The following is an 18,004-nucleotide window of genomic DNA, read 5'->3' as shown; positions in this document are numbered from 1 at the left end:
AATCGAGCGGAGGGCGCCATGATGGATGACGGTCAGACCTTTGCGAAGCTGCCGACCTGGCATGCCGGCGAAAAGTCCATTCAGGAGACGGTCGGCGCCGCCGAACGGATGGAAATGATCGGACAGAGGGTGGTGCGGGACTTCATGCCCGATCAGCACCGCGCCTTCTATGCGCAGATTCCCTTCGTCGTTCTCGGCAGCGTCGACCGGCGCGGCGATGCCTGGGCCACGCTTCTCGCCGGCGGCCCGGGCTTCATCACCTCACCGACACCGACGGCCCTCGACATCGCCGTGCGGCCCGACCCGGGCGATCCCGCGGCTGAGGGTACGGGGGAGGGCGACGCGATCGGTCTCCTCGGGATCGAGCTGCACAGCCGTCGACGGAACCGCGTCAACGGGATCGTCCGGTCCACGGCCGGCGGGATCCTGCACTTCGACGTCGATCAGAGCTTCGGAAACTGTCCGCAGTACATCCAGCTCCGCGACATGACCGTCCTCGGGGATCTTCGCGCGCCCGTCGCTGCCCCGGTCGAGGAGCGCGCGGATCTCGACGAGGCGGCGCGGTCCCTGATCGCGGCGGCCGACACGTTCTTCGTGGCGTCGTATGCCGACCGCGAGGGCCGGCGCCAGGTCGACGTCTCGCATCGCGGCGGCAAGGCGGGCTTCGTCCGTGTCGCTGCGGACGGTACGCTCACGATCCCCGACTTCGCCGGAAACCTGTTTTTCGCCACCCTCGGCAACATCCACCTCAACGGCAGGGCAGGGCTGGTCTTCACCGATTTCGCGACGGGTGATCTTCTCCACCTGACCGGCGACGCCGCCGTGATCCTGGATTCGCCAGAGCTCGCCGCCTTCCAGGGCGCCGAGCGTCTCTGGAGCTTCCGGCCGCGCCGGGTCATCTGTCGGCGGGGCGCCCTCCCGCTGCGGTGGTCGTTCCAGGCGGATGGATGGTCGCCGAACGCGCTGATGACCGGCGACTGGGTGGAGGCGGCCGATCGCGTCCGGGCGACCGAGCGTGCCGCGCATTGGCGGCCCTTCCGGGTGACGAAGATCACCGACGAGAGCCGCTCCATCCGGTCCTTCCATCTGGCTCCGGACGACGGAGCCGGACGGCTCCCGCACCGTGCGGGCCAGCATCTCCCGATCCGCGTGACGCTGCCCGGAGCGGACGCGCCGGTGATCCGCACCTACACGCTCTCGGTCGCGCCCTCCGACCCGACCTACCGCATCAGCGTGAAGCGCGACGGCATCGTCTCGCAGCACCTGCACGACCGCCTTCAGGTTGGGGACATCATCGAGGCGCGGGCGCCCGGCGGCGATTTTTCCCTCGAGGCCCACGCGGCGCGCCCCGCGGTGCTGCTGGCCGGCGGCGTCGGGATAACGCCGCTCCTGGCGATGCTCCGGCACGTGGTCTACGAGGGCTTGCGCACCCGCAACATCCGACCGACCACGCTCATCTACGCCGCACGTGCGCGGTCCGATCGCGCCTTCGACGCGGAATTGTCCGAGCTGGCCGCAGCGGCACAGGGCTCCGTCCGGATCGTGCGCGTCCTGAGCGACGTCTCCGATGCCCGGGCCGGCGTCGATTACGAGGCCGCGGGCCGGATCGACATGGCGCTGCTCACGCGCTTCCTGGCTTTCGCCGATTACGACTTCTACCTGTGCGGGCCGCCGACCTTCACGCAGGCGCTCTATGACGGGTTGCGCGGCTACACCGTGTCGGACGACAGGATCCACGCGGAGGCGTTCGGCCCGTCTGCGCTGGTCCGGACGGCGGGGTCGGAGGGCGTCGCGCCGCCCCGCCCGCCACCCTCAACGAAACCGGTGCCCGTCGCCTTCCTCGACACCGGCAAGGAGGCGCGCTGGACCCCCGAGTCCGGTAGCCTCCTCGACCTCGCCGAAGCCCGCGGCCTCGCACCCGCCTTCAGTTGCCGGGAAGGCAGTTGCGGGACCTGCCGCACAAAGCTGCTCGCCGGCGCCGTGACCTATCGCAAGGAACCGAGCGCCGCCGTAACTGAGGACGAAGTGCTGATCTGCTCGGCCGTGCCCGCCGAAGGCACGGACCGGGTGCAGCTCGCGCTGTGACGCCCGGCACGCTTCACCCGACTCCGTTTTCCACCTTCCGGGATCGTCGGCGGCCGATCATTGTGCGCGGCGTCGATATCGGGCCCGGGTCCCGCAACCTCGCGCACCCCAGGAGTACACCATGTCCCGTCCCCCGCTGCCGCCCTTCGATGAGCAGAGCGCGATCGCGAAGGTCCGCCTCGCCGAGGATGGCTGGAACGGCCGCGACCCGGCCAAGGTCGCCCTGGCCTACACGACCGATACCCGCTGGCGGAATCGCGCCGAGTTCCTGAACGGACGCGCGGAGGTGGAGGCTTTCCTGACCCGCAAGTGGAACCGGGAGCTCGACTACCGCCTCATCAAGGAGCTCTGGGCCTTCACCGGTAACCGGATCGCCGTGCGCTACGCCTATGAGTACCACGACGACAGCGGCCACTGGTTCCGGGCCTACGGCAACGAGAACTGGGAATTCGCCGATGACGGGCTGATGCGCTACCGGCACAGCAGCATCAACGAGCTGCCCATCGCGGAAGTGGACCGCAAGTTTCACTGGCCCCTCGGACGCCGGCCGGACGATCATCCGGGCCTGAGCCATTTCGGGTTCTGATCACCGGCCCGGCGGGTGAGGGGAGCCTGGACCGGGCGTCGGCGGCGCGGTCCGTTTCGCGAAGCCCAGGAGCGAGGCCTTGGATCGTTGGCAAACCATGCGCGTCTTCGCCAAGGTCGCCGAGACGGGGAGCTTCGCGCAGACCGCCCGCCTCCTGCACATGAGCCCGCCGGCCGTCACGCGTGCTGTGGCGGCCCTCGAGGAGACCATCGGCGCCCGGCTCCTGATCCGGACGACGCGCTCCGTGAAGCTCACGGAGGCGGGCAGCCGCTACTACGAGGATTGCCGGCGGATCCTGGCCGACATCGCCGAGGCCGAGTCGGCGGCGGCCGGCTCCAATGCGACGCCCTCGGGGACGCTCGCGGTCACGGCCTCCGTGCTGTTCGGGAAGATGCACGTCCTCCCGATCGTGACCCACTACCTCGACACCTACCCGACCATGTCGGCGCGGACCCTGTTCGTCGATCGGCCCGTCAACATCGTCGAGGAAGGGATCGATGTCGCGATCCGGATCGGCCGCTTGACCGATTCCGGATTGACGGCGGCCCGGGTCGGGTCGGTCCGCCATGTCATCTGCGGCGCCCCGGCCTATTTCGCGCGCCACGGCGTGCCGACGACGCCGGCGGATCTGAAGCGGCACCGGATCGCAGTCTCCACCGGCGCCTGGGCGTCGCCGGAATGGCGGTTCGCGGGGAACGAGCGGGTGGTCGTCCATCCCACCCTTCAGAGCAACACCAACGAGGTTCCGATCGCCGCCGCCCGGTCAGGCTGGGGGCTGACGCGGGTCCTGCACTACCAGATTGGCCCGGATCTGCTCGAAGGCCGCCTCAGGATCGTGCTCGACGAGTACGAGGAGGCACCGATACCCGTCCACGTGCTGTATCCCGAAGGCCGGCGCGCACCCGCGAAGGTGCGGACCTTCGTCGACCTCGCGGTGTCGCAGCTGCGCGCCAACCGGACTTTGAACTGAACCATCGCGGCGCAGCCGCCGACCCGGCCGAGTGCGGTCGCATTGGTCGCAGCCCCGGATGAGGAAAGGGTGGTTCACTCTCAGGTTAGCTTTCTATGATCTTCCGCATCCAGTGCGGGTAGGAGGCGAGACGTGACGACATCCGAGCGCTCGACCCTGCGCAGCTGCGCTCCTGTAACGGGCCGCGCGGATCGCGATGCTAGGCGCTCAGCGTGCATGGATCGGTGGTGCGGTCTGCGCACTCCGCCGCGCCCGGCCGCGACCTGAAGGGGAAAGACGCATGGACCAGTGGACCCGTCTGGACCCGATCTACGATTCCGAGGCGGCCGCCCGAACCATTGCCGCCGCCGCCGCGGCGCGCGCGGATGCCCAGGACCATGACGGCGGCTTCCCGCAGGACGATGTTGCCGATCTCGCGCGGCTCGGGCTGCTCGCCGCCCCGGTCCCGGTGGAAAAGGGCGGGGCCGGCCTGGGGACGGAGCCGGGAGCCGGCGCCCTGGCCGAGGTTCTGCGGTTGGTCGGCTACGGCAGCCTCGCCCTCGGCCGACTCTACGAGGGACACGTCAACGCCATCCAGCTCATTGCCCGGTACGGCACGCCCGACCAGCGAAGCCGCCTGTTCGCCGACGCGCGCGCCGGTCATCTGTTCGGAGTCTGGAATACGGAGCCGGCCGAGGGCGGCTTGCGGGTCGAGGCGCGCGATACCGACGGACAACTCCTCGGCGTGAAGACCTTCGCGTCGGGCGCCGGCTACGTCACCCGCGCCCTCGTGACCGCCCGGCATCCGGACCGGGCCGGCGTGGCGATGATGGTGGTGCCGCTCGAAGCCGGCACCCGGGCCGATCTCTCGGCCTGGCGCGCGCAGGGCATGCGCGCTTCGGCGACCGGCACGGTCGATTTCACCGGTCTCGCCGTCAATGCCGGCGACATCCTGGGCCAGCCCGACGATTATTTCCAGCAGCCGGCCTTCTCGGGCGGCGCGTGGCGCTTTGCTGCGGTCCAGCTTGGCGGCATCGAAGCCGTGTTCGATGCTTGGCGCGGCCACCTGAACCGGACCGGCCGGGGCGGCGACCCGCACCAATTGGCCCGCCTCGGCGAGGGAGCCATCGCGGTCGAGGGGGCGCGGCTCTGGATCGAGCGCGGCGCGCAGGTCGCATCGGACGCCGGGATGCCGCCCGCACGCGTGGTCGCCTACATCAACTTGGTCCGCCTCGCGGTCGAGCGCGCCGGCCTCGATGTCCTCCAGCTGGCCCAGCGCTCGGTCGGCTTGCAGGGATTCATGCGCGGCCATAGGCTGGAGCGGCTCGCGCGCGACCTCGCCACCTATCTGCGCCAGCCCGGACCGGATCATGCGCTCACCGCCGCGGCGTCCGAGATCCTGCAAGCCGACGCCATGGCCGGAGACCTGTGGACCGAGACGGCGGCATGACCAGCCCGATGAGCCGCGAAGCCGCGCCGCAGAGTGTCTGGCTGGACACCCCGCACCGCTACGGCCGCATCAGCCGCGGCTTCCACTGGCTGATGGCCGCCCTCTTCGCGTGGCAATTCACGGGCGCGCTGCTCTACGTCGCGATCGGTGACACCGCGCTCACGCGCCTCGTCGGCGGGAGCCACTTCACCCTTGGCTTCACGCTGTTCGTGCTCGTGCTCCTGCGCGGGGCCTGGGGACTCGCGAATCTCCACCGGCGCCCGTCGCATCCGGGCGCTCCGGGGCGCGCCGCCGTGGCCGGTCATGGCCTGATCTATCTGCTGATGATCCTCGTCCCCGGCCTCGCGCTTCTGCGCCAGTACGGTTCGGGCAAGCCCTTCGCGCCCTACGGCCTCCCCCTGATGCCGGAGCGGGACACGAAGATCGCCTGGATGATGTTTCCCGCCGATCTGTTCCATTACTGGCTGGGCTTCACGCTCCTGGCGGTCGTCCTCGGCCATGCCGCGATGGCCTTCCTGCATCGCAGGTTCTGGAACGAGGCTGTCCTGACGCGCATGACGTGAACGGCGGCGCGCCGGCGCTCGAGGTCCTCAGGCCGTCGGGTCCTCCGCTGCGGCGGGTCTCCGGTCGGGCAACGGCGCGTCCAGGGTGAAGACGACGCCGCGGGGGCGGTATTCGATTTCCGCCGAGCCTCCCATCTCGGCGGCCAGCGCCCGCTCGATCAGGCGCGTGCCGAAGCCGCCGCGGGCCGGCGCCGTCACCGCAGGTCCGCCGATTTCCTCCCAACGGAACCAGAGGTGGGCTGGCCTCGCCCCATCCACCACGTCCCAGTTCAGGATCACCCGTCCCCTGTCGTTCGACAGGGCGCCGTACTTGACCGCGTTGGTCGCCAGCTCGTGCAGAGCCATCGTGAAGGCGAGGGTCAGGCGCGGCGTCAGCCACACCTCCGGGCCGTTGATCAGGAACCTCTGCCCCGCGCCGCCGCGGAACGGCTGCAATGTGCCCTCCACGATCACGGTCAGCGTGGCGCCGATCCAGCTCTCGCGGGTCAGAACGTCGTGGGCGGCCGAGAGCGATTGCAGCCGTGCGTCGAGGGTCTTGTGCGCTTCCTCCACGGAGGATGCGTTGCGCAGAGTCTGGTGCGCGATGGACTGCATGGTCGCCATCGAGTTCTTCACCCGGTGGTTCAGCTCGTCGGCCAGGAGGGTGCGATGCTCCTCTGCGCGCTTGCGCTCGGTCACGTCGATGGAGACGCCGGCCATGCTCAGCGGCTGGCCGACCGCGTCGTAGAAGGTCTGGCCGCGGATCTGCAGCCAGCGCAGCTCGCCACGCGGCGTGCGCGCCCGGTACTCGATGTCGTAGTCGCTGTGCTCGCGGATCGAGGTCTGCACCGCCGCCTGCATGCGCGGGCGGTCCTCGGGATCGATCGCCGCGATCAGATCCTCGTAGCTGAAGGGGTCGTCGGCCGCCCGTCCGAAATTCTCCTTGCAGGTTTCGGAGGCCACCAGGCGCATGTCGGCGAGATCGAGGGTCCAGGAGCCGAAGCGTCCGGCCTTCAGGATGAAGCGCAGCCGCTCTTCGCTGCGGGTGAGGTCGCTGGTGCGACGCTCCACCTCCAGCTCCAGCGCCAGCCGGTCGCGATGCATCCGCGCGAGCTTGTCCCGCTCCAGGGTCACGTCGAACTGCGACGCGAAGAAATAGGTCAGCTCACCGTCGCGATCGAAGACCGGCGAGATCAGGAGCCGATTCCAGAAGAGCTCACCGCTCTTCTTATGGTTCAACAGCTCGATCTCGATCGGCACCCGGCGCGCGATGGCCGCTCTGATCTTGGCGATATCGGCGCGGTTGGTCTCGGGCCCCTGCAGGAACCGACAGTTCCGCCCGATGATCTCGTCATGGGCGTAACCGGTCAGCGTGGAGAAGGCGGCATTGACGAAGACGATCGGATTGTCCGGCTGATTGGGATCGGTGATCAGCATCGGCATCCGCGTCGCCCGAACGGCGGATACGAACGGGTCGGAACTCGCGCCGATGCGCGCAAACTCCGCTTCGAAGCGGGTGCGTTCCTGCTGATCCGTCAATGCCCCGTCGCCCCTGCCACGACCTGCACATGGCGGCCTTCGACCGTGATGGCTCCTCGTATCACAGGGATTATCGCTTGTGCGCAATCATCTTAATGGCCAAGACGCCGCAGGCCGGTCGCTGCACGCGGCGACCGGCCGCCACCCCTAGGTCCTGGCTGGATGAGGCCCGAATCCTGCCGGCGGGCGCGACCCGAGATGGTCCCGCAGGGTTCGGCCCTCGTACTCGGTGCGGAACAGGCCGCGCCGGCGAAGCTCCGGCAGGACCAGCGTGATGAAATCCTCGAGGCCGCCGGGCAGCGTCGGGGGCATGATGTTGAAGCCGTCCGCCCCGCCAGCCCGGAACCGCTCCTCCATCTCGTCCGCGATCTGGGCGGCCGTGCCGATGATCTGCGAGTGGCCGCGGGCGCCCGCGATGCGCAGGTAGAGCTGACGCAGGGTCAGACCTTCGCGACGGGCGAGATCGACCATCAGCTGCTGGCGGGACTTGATGCCGTCCGTCTCGGGCAATTCCGGGACGGGCCCGTCGGGATCGTAGCCCGACAGGTCGTGGCCGCCGATCATGCGTCCGAGCAGCGCGAGGCCGACGACGGGATCGATCAGGTCCTGCAGGGCTTCGAACTTCGCCCGCGCCTCGGCCTCGCTGCGGCCGACGACGGGAAACAGGCCCGGCATCACCTTCAGATCGTCCGGGGCGCGGCTGAACCGCGCCATCCGCTCCTTCAGGTCGCCGTAGAAGGCCACCGCCTCCTCCAGCGTCTGATTGGCCGTGAACACGATCTCGGCGGTGCGCGCCGCCAGATCCTTGCCGGGCCCGGAGGAGCCGGCCTGCACCAGCACGGGCTGTCCCTGCGGGGTGCGCGAGATGTTGAGCGGGCCGCGTACCTCGAAATGGCTGCCGCGGTGGTTCAACGGGCGGAAGCCATCCGGCTTCGAGAATTGCCCGCTGGCGCGGTCGATGATCACCGCGCCATCGTCCCAGGTGTTCCAGAGGCCGAGGACCACGTCCACGAACTCCTCCGCGCGCTCGTAGCGGTCGGCGTGGCGGGCGATCCGGTCGCCGCCGAAATTCGCCGCCTCGGCGTCGGTCGCGGAGGTGACGAGATTCCAGCCGGCCCGTCCACCGCTGAGGTGGTCGAGGGACGCGAACCGGCGCGCGACGTTGTAGGGCTCGTTGAAGCTGGTGGAGGTGGTGGCGACGAGACCGATCCGACTCGTCACCGCCGCGAGTGCCGACAGGAGCGTCACCGGCTCGAAATGGGTGGAGCGCGCGGTGCGCTCGCTGGAGCGGAGATCGAGGTCGCGGATGCCGGTGCCGTCCTCGAGGAAGATGAGATCGAACTTGGCGGCTTCGGCCCGCTGCGCCCAGCCGACATAGCGCTCGAGGACCAGACCGCCGTCGGCCTCGCTGGAGGAATGGCGCCAGCCCGCAACATGGTGGCCGGTCGCGTAGAAGAATGCGCCGAGGCGCAGGGTGCCCTGTCTCATCGAACCGACCGTCATCGAGGCTGATCTGCTCCGTGCCGCGTGAGCGGGCCGGAGTCTAGCCGACCCACCCGTGCACGCGAACCCAGCGTTGCACGCGCGAGGCTCATCCCGCTTCCGCTGGGACGGTACCGGCCGGCACCGGGGCAGGGCCCGTGGCGCGCGTCAGCGGGACACGGACGTTTCCGGCGCATTCCCTGAGGGAAGGTCGTGCAGATCGGACGTGGCATGCCGCGCGTGCCGCGTCGCCAGGGAGCCGCGCGCCTCCTGCATCGGCATGAAGGCCGAGAAACCGACCGCGCCCGGGACTGCGTTGTAGATCGCCTCCATGCCGCCGCGCATGTGGTAGGTCTCGTGCCAGATGCCGACGCCGCGCGTGTCCCGCAGGAAATCCCGCCACCAGATCCGATGGGGCTCGGATTTCGCCCAGGCGACCATGCTGTCGATGTCGCGCCAGTACCAACGCATGCCCAGATGCAGCGGGCGCAGGCTGAAGATGATGTTGTTCTCGTAGTGCAGCAGGCCGTCCGGGCGTTCTGCGCCGACCGTGGCGATGCGCGGTCCGAAGCCGAGGAGAGTCCTGACGCCGGCGAGCGTCCGGACCTTCATGCCGAGATAGATCACGACGAGATCCGGATAGCCCGAGAAGTCCGGGACCCGCTCGTGCCGGTTCGCGCCCATGCTCGTCCCCATGATCGCGCCTGTATCGCCGCGTGACTCGCCCGAACCCGTAAACCGATAATATTCACCGGCCTTTCTGCAAATCAATATTCGCGCACGAAGGGTCGGCACATCTCGTGATCGAGCGATGAATGACGAAGGCCGATCCCGACGCCATGTGCCGGGCCCCCGGGGGGACGACGCAGCCCGCTCTGCCATCGACGATGCGGGAGGGTCGCATCCAATCCGACGTCGGTTCAGGCCGGGGCACGCCGGCTGCCGGACGTCCGCCCGGGATTCGGCGTGGCGCAGACCGGCCGCGATGAACCGGGATGCGCGACCGCCAGGAGGCTCGACACGCTTGCGCGCCGCGCACGTCCCCGATGGCGCCGAGCGGCCCCCGTCGTCGGACGCAGGGCGTCTCGCTGACCTGAATGGGCGCCGAGAAGGGTCGGAGAACCGCAGTGGCATCGCCGCTCCGTTCAAGCGCAAAATATTCTCGTGCCGTCGCAAAATGACGAACATTCTTGCTTTCATTCAGCAAAGTAGAGAAAGCCGTTTCGTTGACTCCTTGGCCGACCGACAGGATCTTGTATTCACTGTCACGGTAAGGGCAGCGCAGGGAAGATGAAGACGCATGGGCGGTCCGGTCATGTCCCCGGGACGAACAGGGACGCCGTCCGGATCGGGTGGACGGTTCGCGCCCGAACCTCGCCGCGGTCCGAAAGACCCGTCCGGCTGATCTGCCGCCGCTGCTGACTCCCCGAACGCGGCCGCCTCGAAGGAACAGGCTCGGATCGCACCGCGAACCGGGACCTGTGCTACGGCGCCGCAGACCGAACGCCTCCCGCCGCACCCGCTACAGACGCCAGGCCCGCTTCATGATCCCGAACCGCCGATCCCTCCTGGCCGCCGGCCTCGCCCTGGCGTGCCTGGGCAGCCTCTCGCCGCGCGAGGCCCGGGCCGAGGATCCGAAGGAGGTCCGCCTGGACTGGGCGACCTACAATCCGGTCGGCCTGCTCCTGAAGGAGAAGGGCTTCCTCGAGGAGGCGCTGGCGCCGCGGGGCATCAAAGTCCGCTGGGTCCAGTCGCTCGGCTCCAACAAGGCGCTCGAATTCCTGAACGCCGGCGCCATCGATTTCGGCTCGGCGGCTGGCGCCGCAGCCCTCGTGGCGCGGATCAACGGCAATCCGATCAAGGCGATCTACGCCTATTCGCGCCCGGAATGGACGGCGCTCGTCACCCGCAAGGACAGCGGCATCGCCAAGCCCGCCGATCTCAAGGGCAAGCGCGTCGCCGTCACCCGGGGCACCGATCCGCACATCTTCCTGATCCGCGCGCTCCAGAGCGCCGGCCTCACCGAGCGCGACGCCAAGCTCGTGCTGCTGCAGCATCCGGACGGCCGGACCGCCCTCGATCGCGGCGACGTCGATGCCTGGGCCGGCCTCGATCCAATGATGGCGGCCGCCGAGATCGAGAACGGTGATGTGCTGTTCTACCGGGATGCCGCCGCGAACACCTGGGGCCTGCTGGACGTCCGGGAGGAGTTCGCGACGGCCCATCCCGACCTCGTCCGGACGGTGATCGCCGCCTACGAGCGGGCCCGCGCCTACGCGCTCGCCAACCCCCAGGCCCTCGCCGCGTCCCTCGTTGCGGCCACCAAGCTGCCCGAGCCGGTGATCGCCCGCCAGCTCGAGCGGACCGACCTGTCCCAGCCGGCGATCGGCGCAGCCCAGGCCCAGTCGATCAAGGCGGCCGGAACAGCCCTGCAGCAGGCGGGCGTGATCCCGGCGGGTACCGACGTGGCCGCGGCCGTCGACGGCCTGCTCGACGCGCGCTTCAATCCCGTCGCCGGACAGTGAGCGGCAGCGTGCCGCTGCTGCGGCGGGGCGGCCGCGCGGGTTTGGGGCTTCTGTTGCCGCTCGTCGCGGCGATCGGTTGGGAGATCGCGGTGGCGACGGGCGCGGCCTCCGGACGGCTGCTCCCGCCGCCGAGCCGGATCGGCGCGACCCTCTGGGAGCTCGCGGTGTCGGGCGATCTCTGGCTTCACGTCGAGGCGACCCTCGTGCGGGTCGGCCTCGGCTTCCTGTGCGGGGCGGCGGCCGGGATCATCGCGGGTGCCCTCGTCGCGACGATCCCGCTGCTGCGCTGGCTCGTCGATCCGAGCCTGCAGGCCCTGCGCGCCGTCCCGTCTCTGGCCTGGGTGCCGCTCTTCATCCTGTGGTTCGGCATCCTGGAGACGCCGAAGGTGCTGCTGATCGCCGTGGGCGTGTTCTTCCCCGTCTATGTCGGCGTCTCGGGGGCGATCGCCTCGGTGGACCGCAAGCTGGTCGAGGTCGGGCGGATCTTCCGCCTGTCCCGCCTTGCCCTCGCCCGCCGGATCCTGTTGCCGGCCGTGCTGCCGGCGACCCTCGTCGGCCTGCGCACGGGGCTCGGTCTCGGCTTCCTGTTCGTCGTGGCGGCGGAACTGATGGGCGCCTCCGAGGGCCTCGGCTATCTGCTCGTGGACGGCCAGCAGTTCAGCAAGCCGGATCAGATCGTGGCGGCGATCATCGCCTTTGCCCTCGTGGGCAAGGCGGCCGACATGGCCCTGCTGACGCTGACACGGCCCCTGACCCGATGGCAGGATACCGTGCGGGACAGCCTGTGACCGCAGGATTGGGGCTGACGCGCGGCGCGGAACCGGGGACGGTCCCGCGCCGCGGTTCCAATCCGATCCCCATCCCGCGACCGCGCGAGAGACGCCCGTGCTGACCGTCGACGACCTCTCCAAGACCTATGCCGACGGCACGCGGGCCCTGTCGGGCATCGACCTGTCGGTCCAGCAAGGCGAGATCGTCGCGCTGATCGGCGGCTCGGGCTGCGGAAAGACGACGCTGCTTCGGCTGATCGCGGGGCTCGATCAGGCGAGCCAAGGCGCCGTGCAGGTCGACGGCGAGACGATCCGCGCGCCCCATCCGAGCGTCGGCGTCGTGTTCCAGGAGCCGCGGCTGCTGCCCTGGCTCCACGTGGCCGGCAATGTCGGCTTCGGCCTCGCCGACCTCCCGCGGTCCGAGCGCCGGGCGCGCGTGACCCATGCTCTGGAGCGGGTCGGCCTCGCCGAGCACGGTGGCCGCTGGCCCCGGGAACTGTCCGGAGGCCAGCAGCAGCGCGTGGCCATCGCCCGGGCCTTCGTGGCGCGGCCGCGGGTCCTGCTCCTCGACGAGCCGTTCTCCGCCCTCGACGCCTTCACCCGGAAGGGATTGCACGAGCAGCTCCTCGATCTCTGGGCCGAGTCGAAGCCGACGATCCTGATCGTCACGCACGATGTCGGAGAGGCCGTCACCCTGGCCGACCGGGTGGTGGTAATGCGGCCGCGGCCGGGACGCCTGGACGAGACCGTGCCGATCGGGCTCGCCCGGCCGCGCGAACCGGTGACGGCGACCTACGAGGACGCCGTGCGCCGCGTGCTGGCCGCCCTCGATCACTCCCTGCGCCCGGCCTCGGCCAACCGGCCGGCCGCCCCCGAGACCCGCGCGAGCTGGTGGTAGGACCAGCGGCGACCTGCGGCGCGAGGCCGGATCGGCCCGCCGTCAGGACCCGATCGCGGTCAGCTCCAGATCCGCGGGATCCACGCGCCGGAACCGGGCGAAGCGGAGCGCCAGCACCGGCAGGATCAGCAGGTTCAGCACCGTCGAGGTGACGAGGCCGCCGAGGATCACGAGCGCCATCGGGCCCTCGATCTCACGGCCGGGCTCGCCGGCGCCGAGCGCCAGCGGCAGCAGGCCGAGACCCGTGACCAGGGAGGTCATCAGGATCGGCACCATCCGGTCCGCGGCGCCCTCCGCCGCCGTGGCCGCGTCCCAGGATCGCCCGTCCCGGGTGACCATCTGCTCGTAATGGGCGATCAGCATCACGCTGTTACGCAGCGAGATGCCCGACAGGGTCACGAACCCGACGATCGAGCCGAGCGACAAGACCCCGCCGGTCAGCGCCGCCGCGGCCACGCCGCCCACGAAGGCGAAGGGCAGGTTGACGAGCACCAGCAGCAGGTTCGCCGCCGAACCGGTCACCATGGCGAGGAGCACCACGATCCCGAAGCCGGCGAGCCCGGCATGGACGAGGAGGTCGCGGCGGGCGGCCGCCTGGGCCTCGGCGGCGCCCGAGAAGGTCACGTAGACCCCCTCGGGCAGCCGAACCTCGCGGGCGATCTTGCGCTTGGCCGCCGCCACGAATCCCGCCAGATCGCGGTCGGCGACGTTGGCGGTCACCGCCTGCACGCGCTGTGCTCCGAGATGCTGCACTTGGTATCGGCCGGCGCTCTCGTAGACGTCGGCGACCTGCGACAGGCGGACATAGCGCCCGCCGGGGGCCCGCAGGGGCAGGTCCCCCACCGCGCTGAGGCGATCCCGCACGCGTGCGTCGAGGATCACCAGCACGTTGAACACGGCGTTGCCGCGATAGGTCTGGCCCACCGTGTCGCCCTGGTAGGCGGTGCGCACCGCCTCCAGCACCTCCACGGGATCGAGGCCCCAATGCCGCAGATCCACCGGGCGCAGCGCCACCGTGACCTGTGGCAGCCCGGCGGGCGAGGCCTGCTGGACGTCCCGGGCGCCCTTCACCTCCGAGAGTTCCTGCGCGACCGAGCGGGCCGCCGCCTCGATCCGGTCGAGATCGCTGCCGATCACGTTGACCACGACCGGTGCGGTGAAGCCCGAGACGGTCTCCTCGATGCGCTCGGTGAGGAAGGTCTTGAGCGAGAAGGCCGCCCCCGGGAAGCCGGCGATCAGCGTCCGGATGCCGGCCTCGACGCGGCGCTGGGCAGCCCCGTCGAGGCCGGGCTCCAGATCGATGTGGATCTCGCTGTAATGCGGCCCGGCGGTATCCTCGGCGGCCTCGGCGCGCCCGATCTGCGCCGCCACGGCGCGCACGCCGGGGATCTCCTTCAGATCGCCGGTGATCAGGGTCCCGAGCCGCTGCGATTCCTGCAGGGAGGTGCCGGGAATGGCCACCATGTGCAGGATCATGTGTCCCTCCTTCAGGTCGGGGAGGAACACCGCTCCGAGGGTCGGCAGGATGGCGGCCCCCGCAAGGGTGACCAGCAGCGCGCCGGCCATGGCGATCCGCGGCACCCGCCCGATGCCGGCGAGCAGCCGCAGATAGGCCGCCCGGCTCCAGCGCACCACCGGCGGGTCGGGCGGAGCGGCGCCCGCATGGCGCGTCAAACGACTGCCGAGGAGCAGGATCGCGAGGGCCGGCGTGACCGTGAGCGCGACCAGAAGCGAGGCGACGACCGCCGCGATGTAGGCCAGCGCCAGCGGACCGAACAGCCGGCCGGCGACGCCGGTCAACGCGAGAATGGGCAGGAACATCAGGATCACCGCGAGCGTCGCGTAGGCGACCGACGTCCGCACCTCGAGCATCGCGGCCAGAACCACGCGGGGGATGCTGCGCCGTCCGCCCCGCGCCTCTCGCAGGCGGCGGGAGACGTTCTCGACGCCGATCACCGCGTCGTCGACCACCTCCCCGATGGCAAGGGCCAGCCCGCCCAGCGTCATGGTGTTGAGGCTCTCGCCCCAGGCTTGGAGAACGAGCGCGGCGGTGATCAGCGACAGCGGGATTGCCGCTGCACTGATCACCGCCGCCCGCCAATCCGCCAGGAAGACGAGGAGTACGATCATCACCAGCACGCCGCCCAGCGCCAGCGCCTGGATCACGTTGCCCGTGGCGACATCCACGAAGTTCGCAGGCCGGAACAGGTCCGCCCGCAGGCTCACGCCCTCGCGCTTCAGAACCGGGCGCAGCTCGTCCAGGGCCGCCTCCAGGCGGGCCGTCACGGCGCGCGTGTCGACGCCCACCTGGGCGCCGACCATCAGCAGCACGCCGGGCTTGCCGTCCACGAGGGCCGCGCTGATCGCCGGCTCCGGGGCGGCCGTGACGGTGGCCACATCCGAGAGCACGACGCTCGCCCCGCCGTCGTTGTGCAGCACGATCTGTCCGAGCGCCTCCGGCGTGAGGGACTGCCCCTCCGTCCGGAGCAGGACACGCTGGTTCGGCGTGTCGACGAAGCCCGCCCCGCGCACGCCGGTCCCCTTTCGGGCGGCCGCCAGGACGTCGTTGAGGCCGATCTGGAAGCGGATCAGGTCGTCGGAGCGGACCTGAACCTGCAGGGCGCGCACGCCGCCGCCATAGAGCGAGACCTGGGCGATGCCGGGCACCGCCTGGAGCCGCCGGCGCACGGTCCATTCCGCGATCTGGCGCAGGTCCATGGCGTCGCGGGCCTCGGCGGTCAGCCCGACGAGGAGGACGGTGAGCGTCGAAGAAGTGAGCGGGGTCATGGCGGGGGCTGCCACGCCGTCGGGCATGCGGCCGGCCAGTGCCGCCAGACGCTCGTTGACCCGCTGGCGGATCCGGTCGACGTCGCTGCCGGGCCTGAACGCCGCGGTGATCACCGACAGGCCCTGGATCGAGGTGGAGCGCAGGGTCTCCAGGCCCGGCAGGCCGCCGACTGCCACCTCGACGGGCTGCGTGACCAGCACCTCGACCTGTTCGGAATCGAGGCCCGGTGCTTCGGTCTGGATCGTCACAGTCGGCGGCGCGAACTCGGGGAAGACATCGTACCGGGCCCCCGCGAGGACGTAGAGCCCGAAGACCAGGACCGCGCAGGCCAGCGCGAGGACCACCCGCGGCAGGCGGACGGCGAAGCCCACGAGGGCGGCCTGCAAACCGCCGCCGCGGCCGGCTGCAGGGGAGGGCTCAGTCATCGTCGTCGCCCACGACGCGGATGCGGCTCTTCATCTCCTCCGAGAGGAGCGCCTGCGCCCCCCGCAGCACGATCTCGCTGCCGTCCGGCAGGTCCTCGACGACGAAGGCATCGGCCGACATCGGGGCATCCGGCCGGACCGGATGGCGCACGTAGGCGCCGTCGCCGGTGCCGCGATACACCCAGGTGCCGCCCTCTCCGTGGACGACGGCATCCTCCGGCACGAGGACGCCCTTGACCGCGCGGGACGCCGGCAGGAACGCCATCGTGCTGGTGCCGGGCAGGAGGCCGCTGTCGCCGGAGACCAGGTAGAAGAAGCTCTGCCCCTGGATCCGCGGATCGGTCCGCGTCGCGGGCGAGACCGGCCGGAGGGCAACCCGCGCGCTCTGGGGCGGCACCTCGGCGAAGGCGGCCTGCGGCGCTTCGGAAAGCGTCTCCCCGGGCGGTAAGGTGACCTGCATGAGGAAATCGGTCCGCTCGATCAGGCGCGTCACCAGCGGAGACCGCTCGATGATCGCCTTGCCGAGCACCGAACCCCATTCCTGGCGCGCCGTGGCGGCGAGCGTCCGCAATTGCGACTCCGCCACCGTCATCGACGCCTGATCGGTCAGAAGCGTGCCCTCGGCGGTTTCGATCTGCGCCACCGCCACCACGCCGGCGCCGAGGTTACGGGCCCGGCGGGCAGCACTGGCCGAGACTTCGACACGGGCGCGCGCCGTCTGGAGCGCCGCGACGGCGCCCGCATAGCTGTTGGTGAGTTCGGTGATCCGGGCAAGGTCGAGGACGCTGCCGTAGGCGGTCAGCTCCTGCCGGTGAAGCACGGCTGGCCGTGACTCGGCCACGAGCCCGATCCGCGCGCGCTCGATTGCCGTCAGCCGCACCACCGTCCGTCCATCCTCGACGGCGGTGCGCGGCGCCGGAAGCTGTGCCGCTGCAGGTGGACCATCGCGCCAATCGGGGACGAGCGCCGTTGCCCGCGCCCGCATCTCCGCGATGATGGGGCCCGCATCCGCCCGCAGCCTTTCGCCCGGTGGCGTGACGGCGAGACCGGCCGCGGCGAGCACCATCCCTCCGATGAGCAGCATCGCCCGGCGACCACCCACGTCGCACTCCTCCCCTAACCTCGATTGCCGAATCTACCCGGTTTCGATGCCAGATACACCCGAACTTGGCCGGTTCAAACCGGTTCGCTCAATCGGGAGCCCGGGTTCGCTGCGGCCGGCAGGCAGGAACGAAAAAGCCCGCCTCGACACTGCGAAGCGGGCTTTCATAGAGCGGGAAAGGGTACGATTCGGATCAGCAGCCGTCGTCGGAGACCGGCGCGGTCTGCCTGTCAGCAGCGGCCTTGTTCATGGCGCCCACTGTGCCGGGCGAGGCGGGCTGCTGGCCACCAGCCAGATTCGCGGCAGCCGGGTCCGTCGACTTCGACTTCGCACCCGCATCGGTCGGGGCCTGTCGATCCGCGGTCTGCGTCGCGCCGGCGTTGTTCATGGCGCCGACCGTGCCAGGCGAGGCGGGCTGCTGGCCGCCGGCCAGATTCTTGCTCGACTTGTCGACATCGGAGCTGTTCGGGTTGGAAGCCTGCTGATCAGGGGTCTTCGATTTTGTGGTTCCAGTGCTGCACGGGGCCGCGAAAGCGGGACCGGCAGCGACGGCCAGAAGCGCAACCGCGCCCGCCAGACGTGAGACCTTCATCAAACGCTCCTCCAAGATTCAACGAACGTCCAAGTGCCTAATCGTCCCATGAGTTCCGTGCCGATTGTCTAAGATCTTCGAAACGGTCGGGTCCGATCGGGACATCTGCGCGTTTGACGTGCCCCGAGCTGATGAAAACAGACCTTCGTCGCAGGGGGCGCGCGCATGGGGCGCCCCGCCGGGCCTGGGTGCGGCATCGTAACTCGGGCGGTGCCGCCGGAGCGTGATCCGGCGTCGGTTCGGCCGATCAACGGCGTCCGCCGCGCGAGCC

At 70.3% G+C, this 18,004-nt stretch carries 14 protein-coding genes; 8 read left to right on the top strand and 6 right to left on the bottom strand.

Going from position 1 to position 18,004, the window contains the following annotated elements:
- Positions 1 to 21 precede the first annotated feature (21 nt).
- From BM396_RS25950 to BM396_RS25930, 5 genes are all read left to right on the top strand, one after another.
- The gene (locus BM396_RS25950; protein WP_043385859.1) at positions 22 to 2,085 is read left to right on the top strand and encodes a 2Fe-2S iron-sulfur cluster-binding protein; all 2,064 of its coding nucleotides are present in this window, start codon (positions 22 to 24) and stop codon (positions 2,083 to 2,085) included.
- 121 nt (positions 2,086 to 2,206) lie between these two features.
- Entirely contained in the window at positions 2,207 to 2,671 is a 465-nt protein-coding gene (locus BM396_RS25945) for a nuclear transport factor 2 family protein (RefSeq protein ID WP_043385780.1), read from the top strand.
- A 79-nt stretch (positions 2,672 to 2,750) separates the two neighbouring features.
- Positions 2,751 to 3,641: a LysR family transcriptional regulator gene (locus BM396_RS25940; RefSeq protein WP_043356396.1), complete on the top strand. Its 891-nt coding sequence runs from the start codon at positions 2,751 to 2,753 to the stop codon at positions 3,639 to 3,641.
- Between the two features lie 280 nt (positions 3,642 to 3,921).
- A complete protein-coding gene (locus BM396_RS25935; RefSeq protein WP_043385782.1) occupies positions 3,922 to 5,070 on the top strand; it encodes an acyl-CoA dehydrogenase family protein in 1,149 nt (382 codons plus the stop codon).
- Positions 5,071 to 5,078: 8 nt separating this feature from the next.
- The gene (locus BM396_RS25930) at positions 5,079 to 5,633 is read left to right on the top strand and encodes a cytochrome b (RefSeq protein WP_051976180.1); all 555 of its coding nucleotides are present in this window, start codon (positions 5,079 to 5,081) and stop codon (positions 5,631 to 5,633) included.
- A gap of 27 nt (positions 5,634 to 5,660) precedes the next feature.
- Here the strand turns inward: BM396_RS25930 and BM396_RS25925 are convergent, their stop codons facing one another.
- The 3 genes from BM396_RS25925 to BM396_RS25915 all read right to left on the bottom strand — a co-directional run bounded on the left by BM396_RS25925 (position 5,661) and on the right by BM396_RS25915 (position 9,329).
- Positions 5,661 to 7,151 carry an HWE histidine kinase domain-containing protein gene (locus tag BM396_RS25925; protein ID WP_043356402.1) on the bottom strand — a complete coding sequence of 497 codons (1,491 nt, stop codon included), beginning with the start codon at positions 7,149 to 7,151 and terminating at the stop codon, positions 5,661 to 5,663.
- Positions 7,152 to 7,298: 147 nt separating this feature from the next.
- Positions 7,299 to 8,654 (bottom strand): LLM class flavin-dependent oxidoreductase, encoded by a 1,356-nt coding sequence (locus tag BM396_RS25920; protein ID WP_244538961.1) that lies wholly within the window; start codon positions 8,652 to 8,654, stop codon positions 7,299 to 7,301.
- Between the two features lie 147 nt (positions 8,655 to 8,801).
- On the bottom strand, positions 8,802 to 9,329 hold the full coding sequence (locus BM396_RS25915; RefSeq protein ID WP_236952971.1) for a DUF4188 domain-containing protein: 528 nt from the start codon (positions 9,327 to 9,329) through the stop codon (positions 8,802 to 8,804).
- A gap of 848 nt (positions 9,330 to 10,177) precedes the next feature.
- Here BM396_RS25915 and BM396_RS25910 point away from each other — a divergent pair.
- The 3 genes from BM396_RS25910 (at position 10,178) to BM396_RS25900 (ending at position 12,826) form a co-directional block, all read left to right on the top strand.
- Entirely contained in the window at positions 10,178 to 11,158 is a 981-nt protein-coding gene (locus tag BM396_RS25910) for an aliphatic sulfonate ABC transporter substrate-binding protein (protein ID WP_043385867.1), read from the top strand.
- An 8-nt stretch (positions 11,159 to 11,166) separates the two neighbouring features.
- Positions 11,167 to 11,946, top strand: coding sequence for an ABC transporter permease (locus tag BM396_RS25905; protein ID WP_236952970.1), 780 nt, complete (start codon positions 11,167 to 11,169; stop codon positions 11,944 to 11,946).
- Between the two features lie 97 nt (positions 11,947 to 12,043).
- Positions 12,044 to 12,826, top strand: a complete 783-nt coding sequence (locus tag BM396_RS25900) for an ABC transporter ATP-binding protein (RefSeq protein ID WP_043385787.1) — start codon at positions 12,044 to 12,046, stop codon at positions 12,824 to 12,826.
- A gap of 42 nt (positions 12,827 to 12,868) precedes the next feature.
- Here BM396_RS25900 and BM396_RS25895 read toward each other — a convergent pair whose 3' ends face one another.
- The 3 genes from BM396_RS25895 to BM396_RS25885 all read right to left on the bottom strand — a co-directional run bounded on the left by BM396_RS25895 (position 12,869) and on the right by BM396_RS25885 (position 17,733).
- Entirely contained in the window at positions 12,869 to 16,039 is a 3,171-nt protein-coding gene (locus BM396_RS25895) for an efflux RND transporter permease subunit (RefSeq protein ID WP_051976178.1), read from the bottom strand.
- Positions 16,032 to 17,141, bottom strand: a complete 1,110-nt coding sequence (locus tag BM396_RS25890; RefSeq protein WP_170867505.1) for an efflux RND transporter periplasmic adaptor subunit — start codon at positions 17,139 to 17,141, stop codon at positions 16,032 to 16,034. Before BM396_RS25890 ends, BM396_RS25895 begins: the two co-directional genes overlap by 8 nt.
- Before the next feature lie 193 nt (positions 17,142 to 17,334).
- The gene (locus BM396_RS25885; protein WP_043351879.1) at positions 17,335 to 17,733 is read right to left on the bottom strand and encodes a hypothetical protein; all 399 of its coding nucleotides are present in this window, start codon (positions 17,731 to 17,733) and stop codon (positions 17,335 to 17,337) included.
- Positions 17,734 to 18,004 lie beyond the last annotated feature (271 nt).

The sequence above is a fragment of the Methylobacterium sp. UNCCL125 genome (assembly GCF_900116795.1).
Classification (GTDB): domain Bacteria; phylum Pseudomonadota; class Alphaproteobacteria; order Rhizobiales; family Beijerinckiaceae; genus Methylobacterium; species Methylobacterium fujisawaense.
Note: the sequence above shows the minus strand (reverse complement) of the source record. Positions and strands in the feature narration are given on the sequence as shown.

What these genes read in the sequence shown, in the direction of transcription:
- BM396_RS25950 (WP_043385859.1), top strand. Translation starts at nt 22, where the DNA reads ATGGATGACGGTCAGACCTTTGCGAAGCTGCCGACCTGGCATGCCGGC.
- BM396_RS25945 (WP_043385780.1), top strand. Translation starts at nt 2,207, where the DNA reads ATGTCCCGTCCCCCGCTGCCGCCCTTCGATGAGCAGAGCGCGATCGCG.
- BM396_RS25935 (WP_043385782.1), top strand. Translation starts at nt 3,922, where the DNA reads ATGGACCAGTGGACCCGTCTGGACCCGATCTACGATTCCGAGGCGGCC.
- BM396_RS25930 (WP_051976180.1), top strand. Translation starts at nt 5,079, where the DNA reads ATGAGCCGCGAAGCCGCGCCGCAGAGTGTCTGGCTGGACACCCCGCAC.
- BM396_RS25920 (WP_244538961.1), bottom strand. Translation starts at nt 8,654, where the DNA reads ATGACGGTCGGTTCGATGAGACAGGGCACCCTGCGCCTCGGCGCATTC.
- BM396_RS25915 (WP_236952971.1), bottom strand. Translation starts at nt 9,329, where the DNA reads ATGGGGACGAGCATGGGCGCGAACCGGCACGAGCGGGTCCCGGACTTC.
- BM396_RS25910 (WP_043385867.1), top strand. Translation starts at nt 10,178, where the DNA reads ATGATCCCGAACCGCCGATCCCTCCTGGCCGCCGGCCTCGCCCTGGCG.
- BM396_RS25895 (WP_051976178.1), bottom strand. Translation starts at nt 16,039, where the DNA reads ATGACTGAGCCCTCCCCTGCAGCCGGCCGCGGCGGCGGTTTGCAGGCC.
- BM396_RS25885 (WP_043351879.1), bottom strand. Translation starts at nt 17,733, where the DNA reads ATGAAGGTCTCACGTCTGGCGGGCGCGGTTGCGCTTCTGGCCGTCGCT.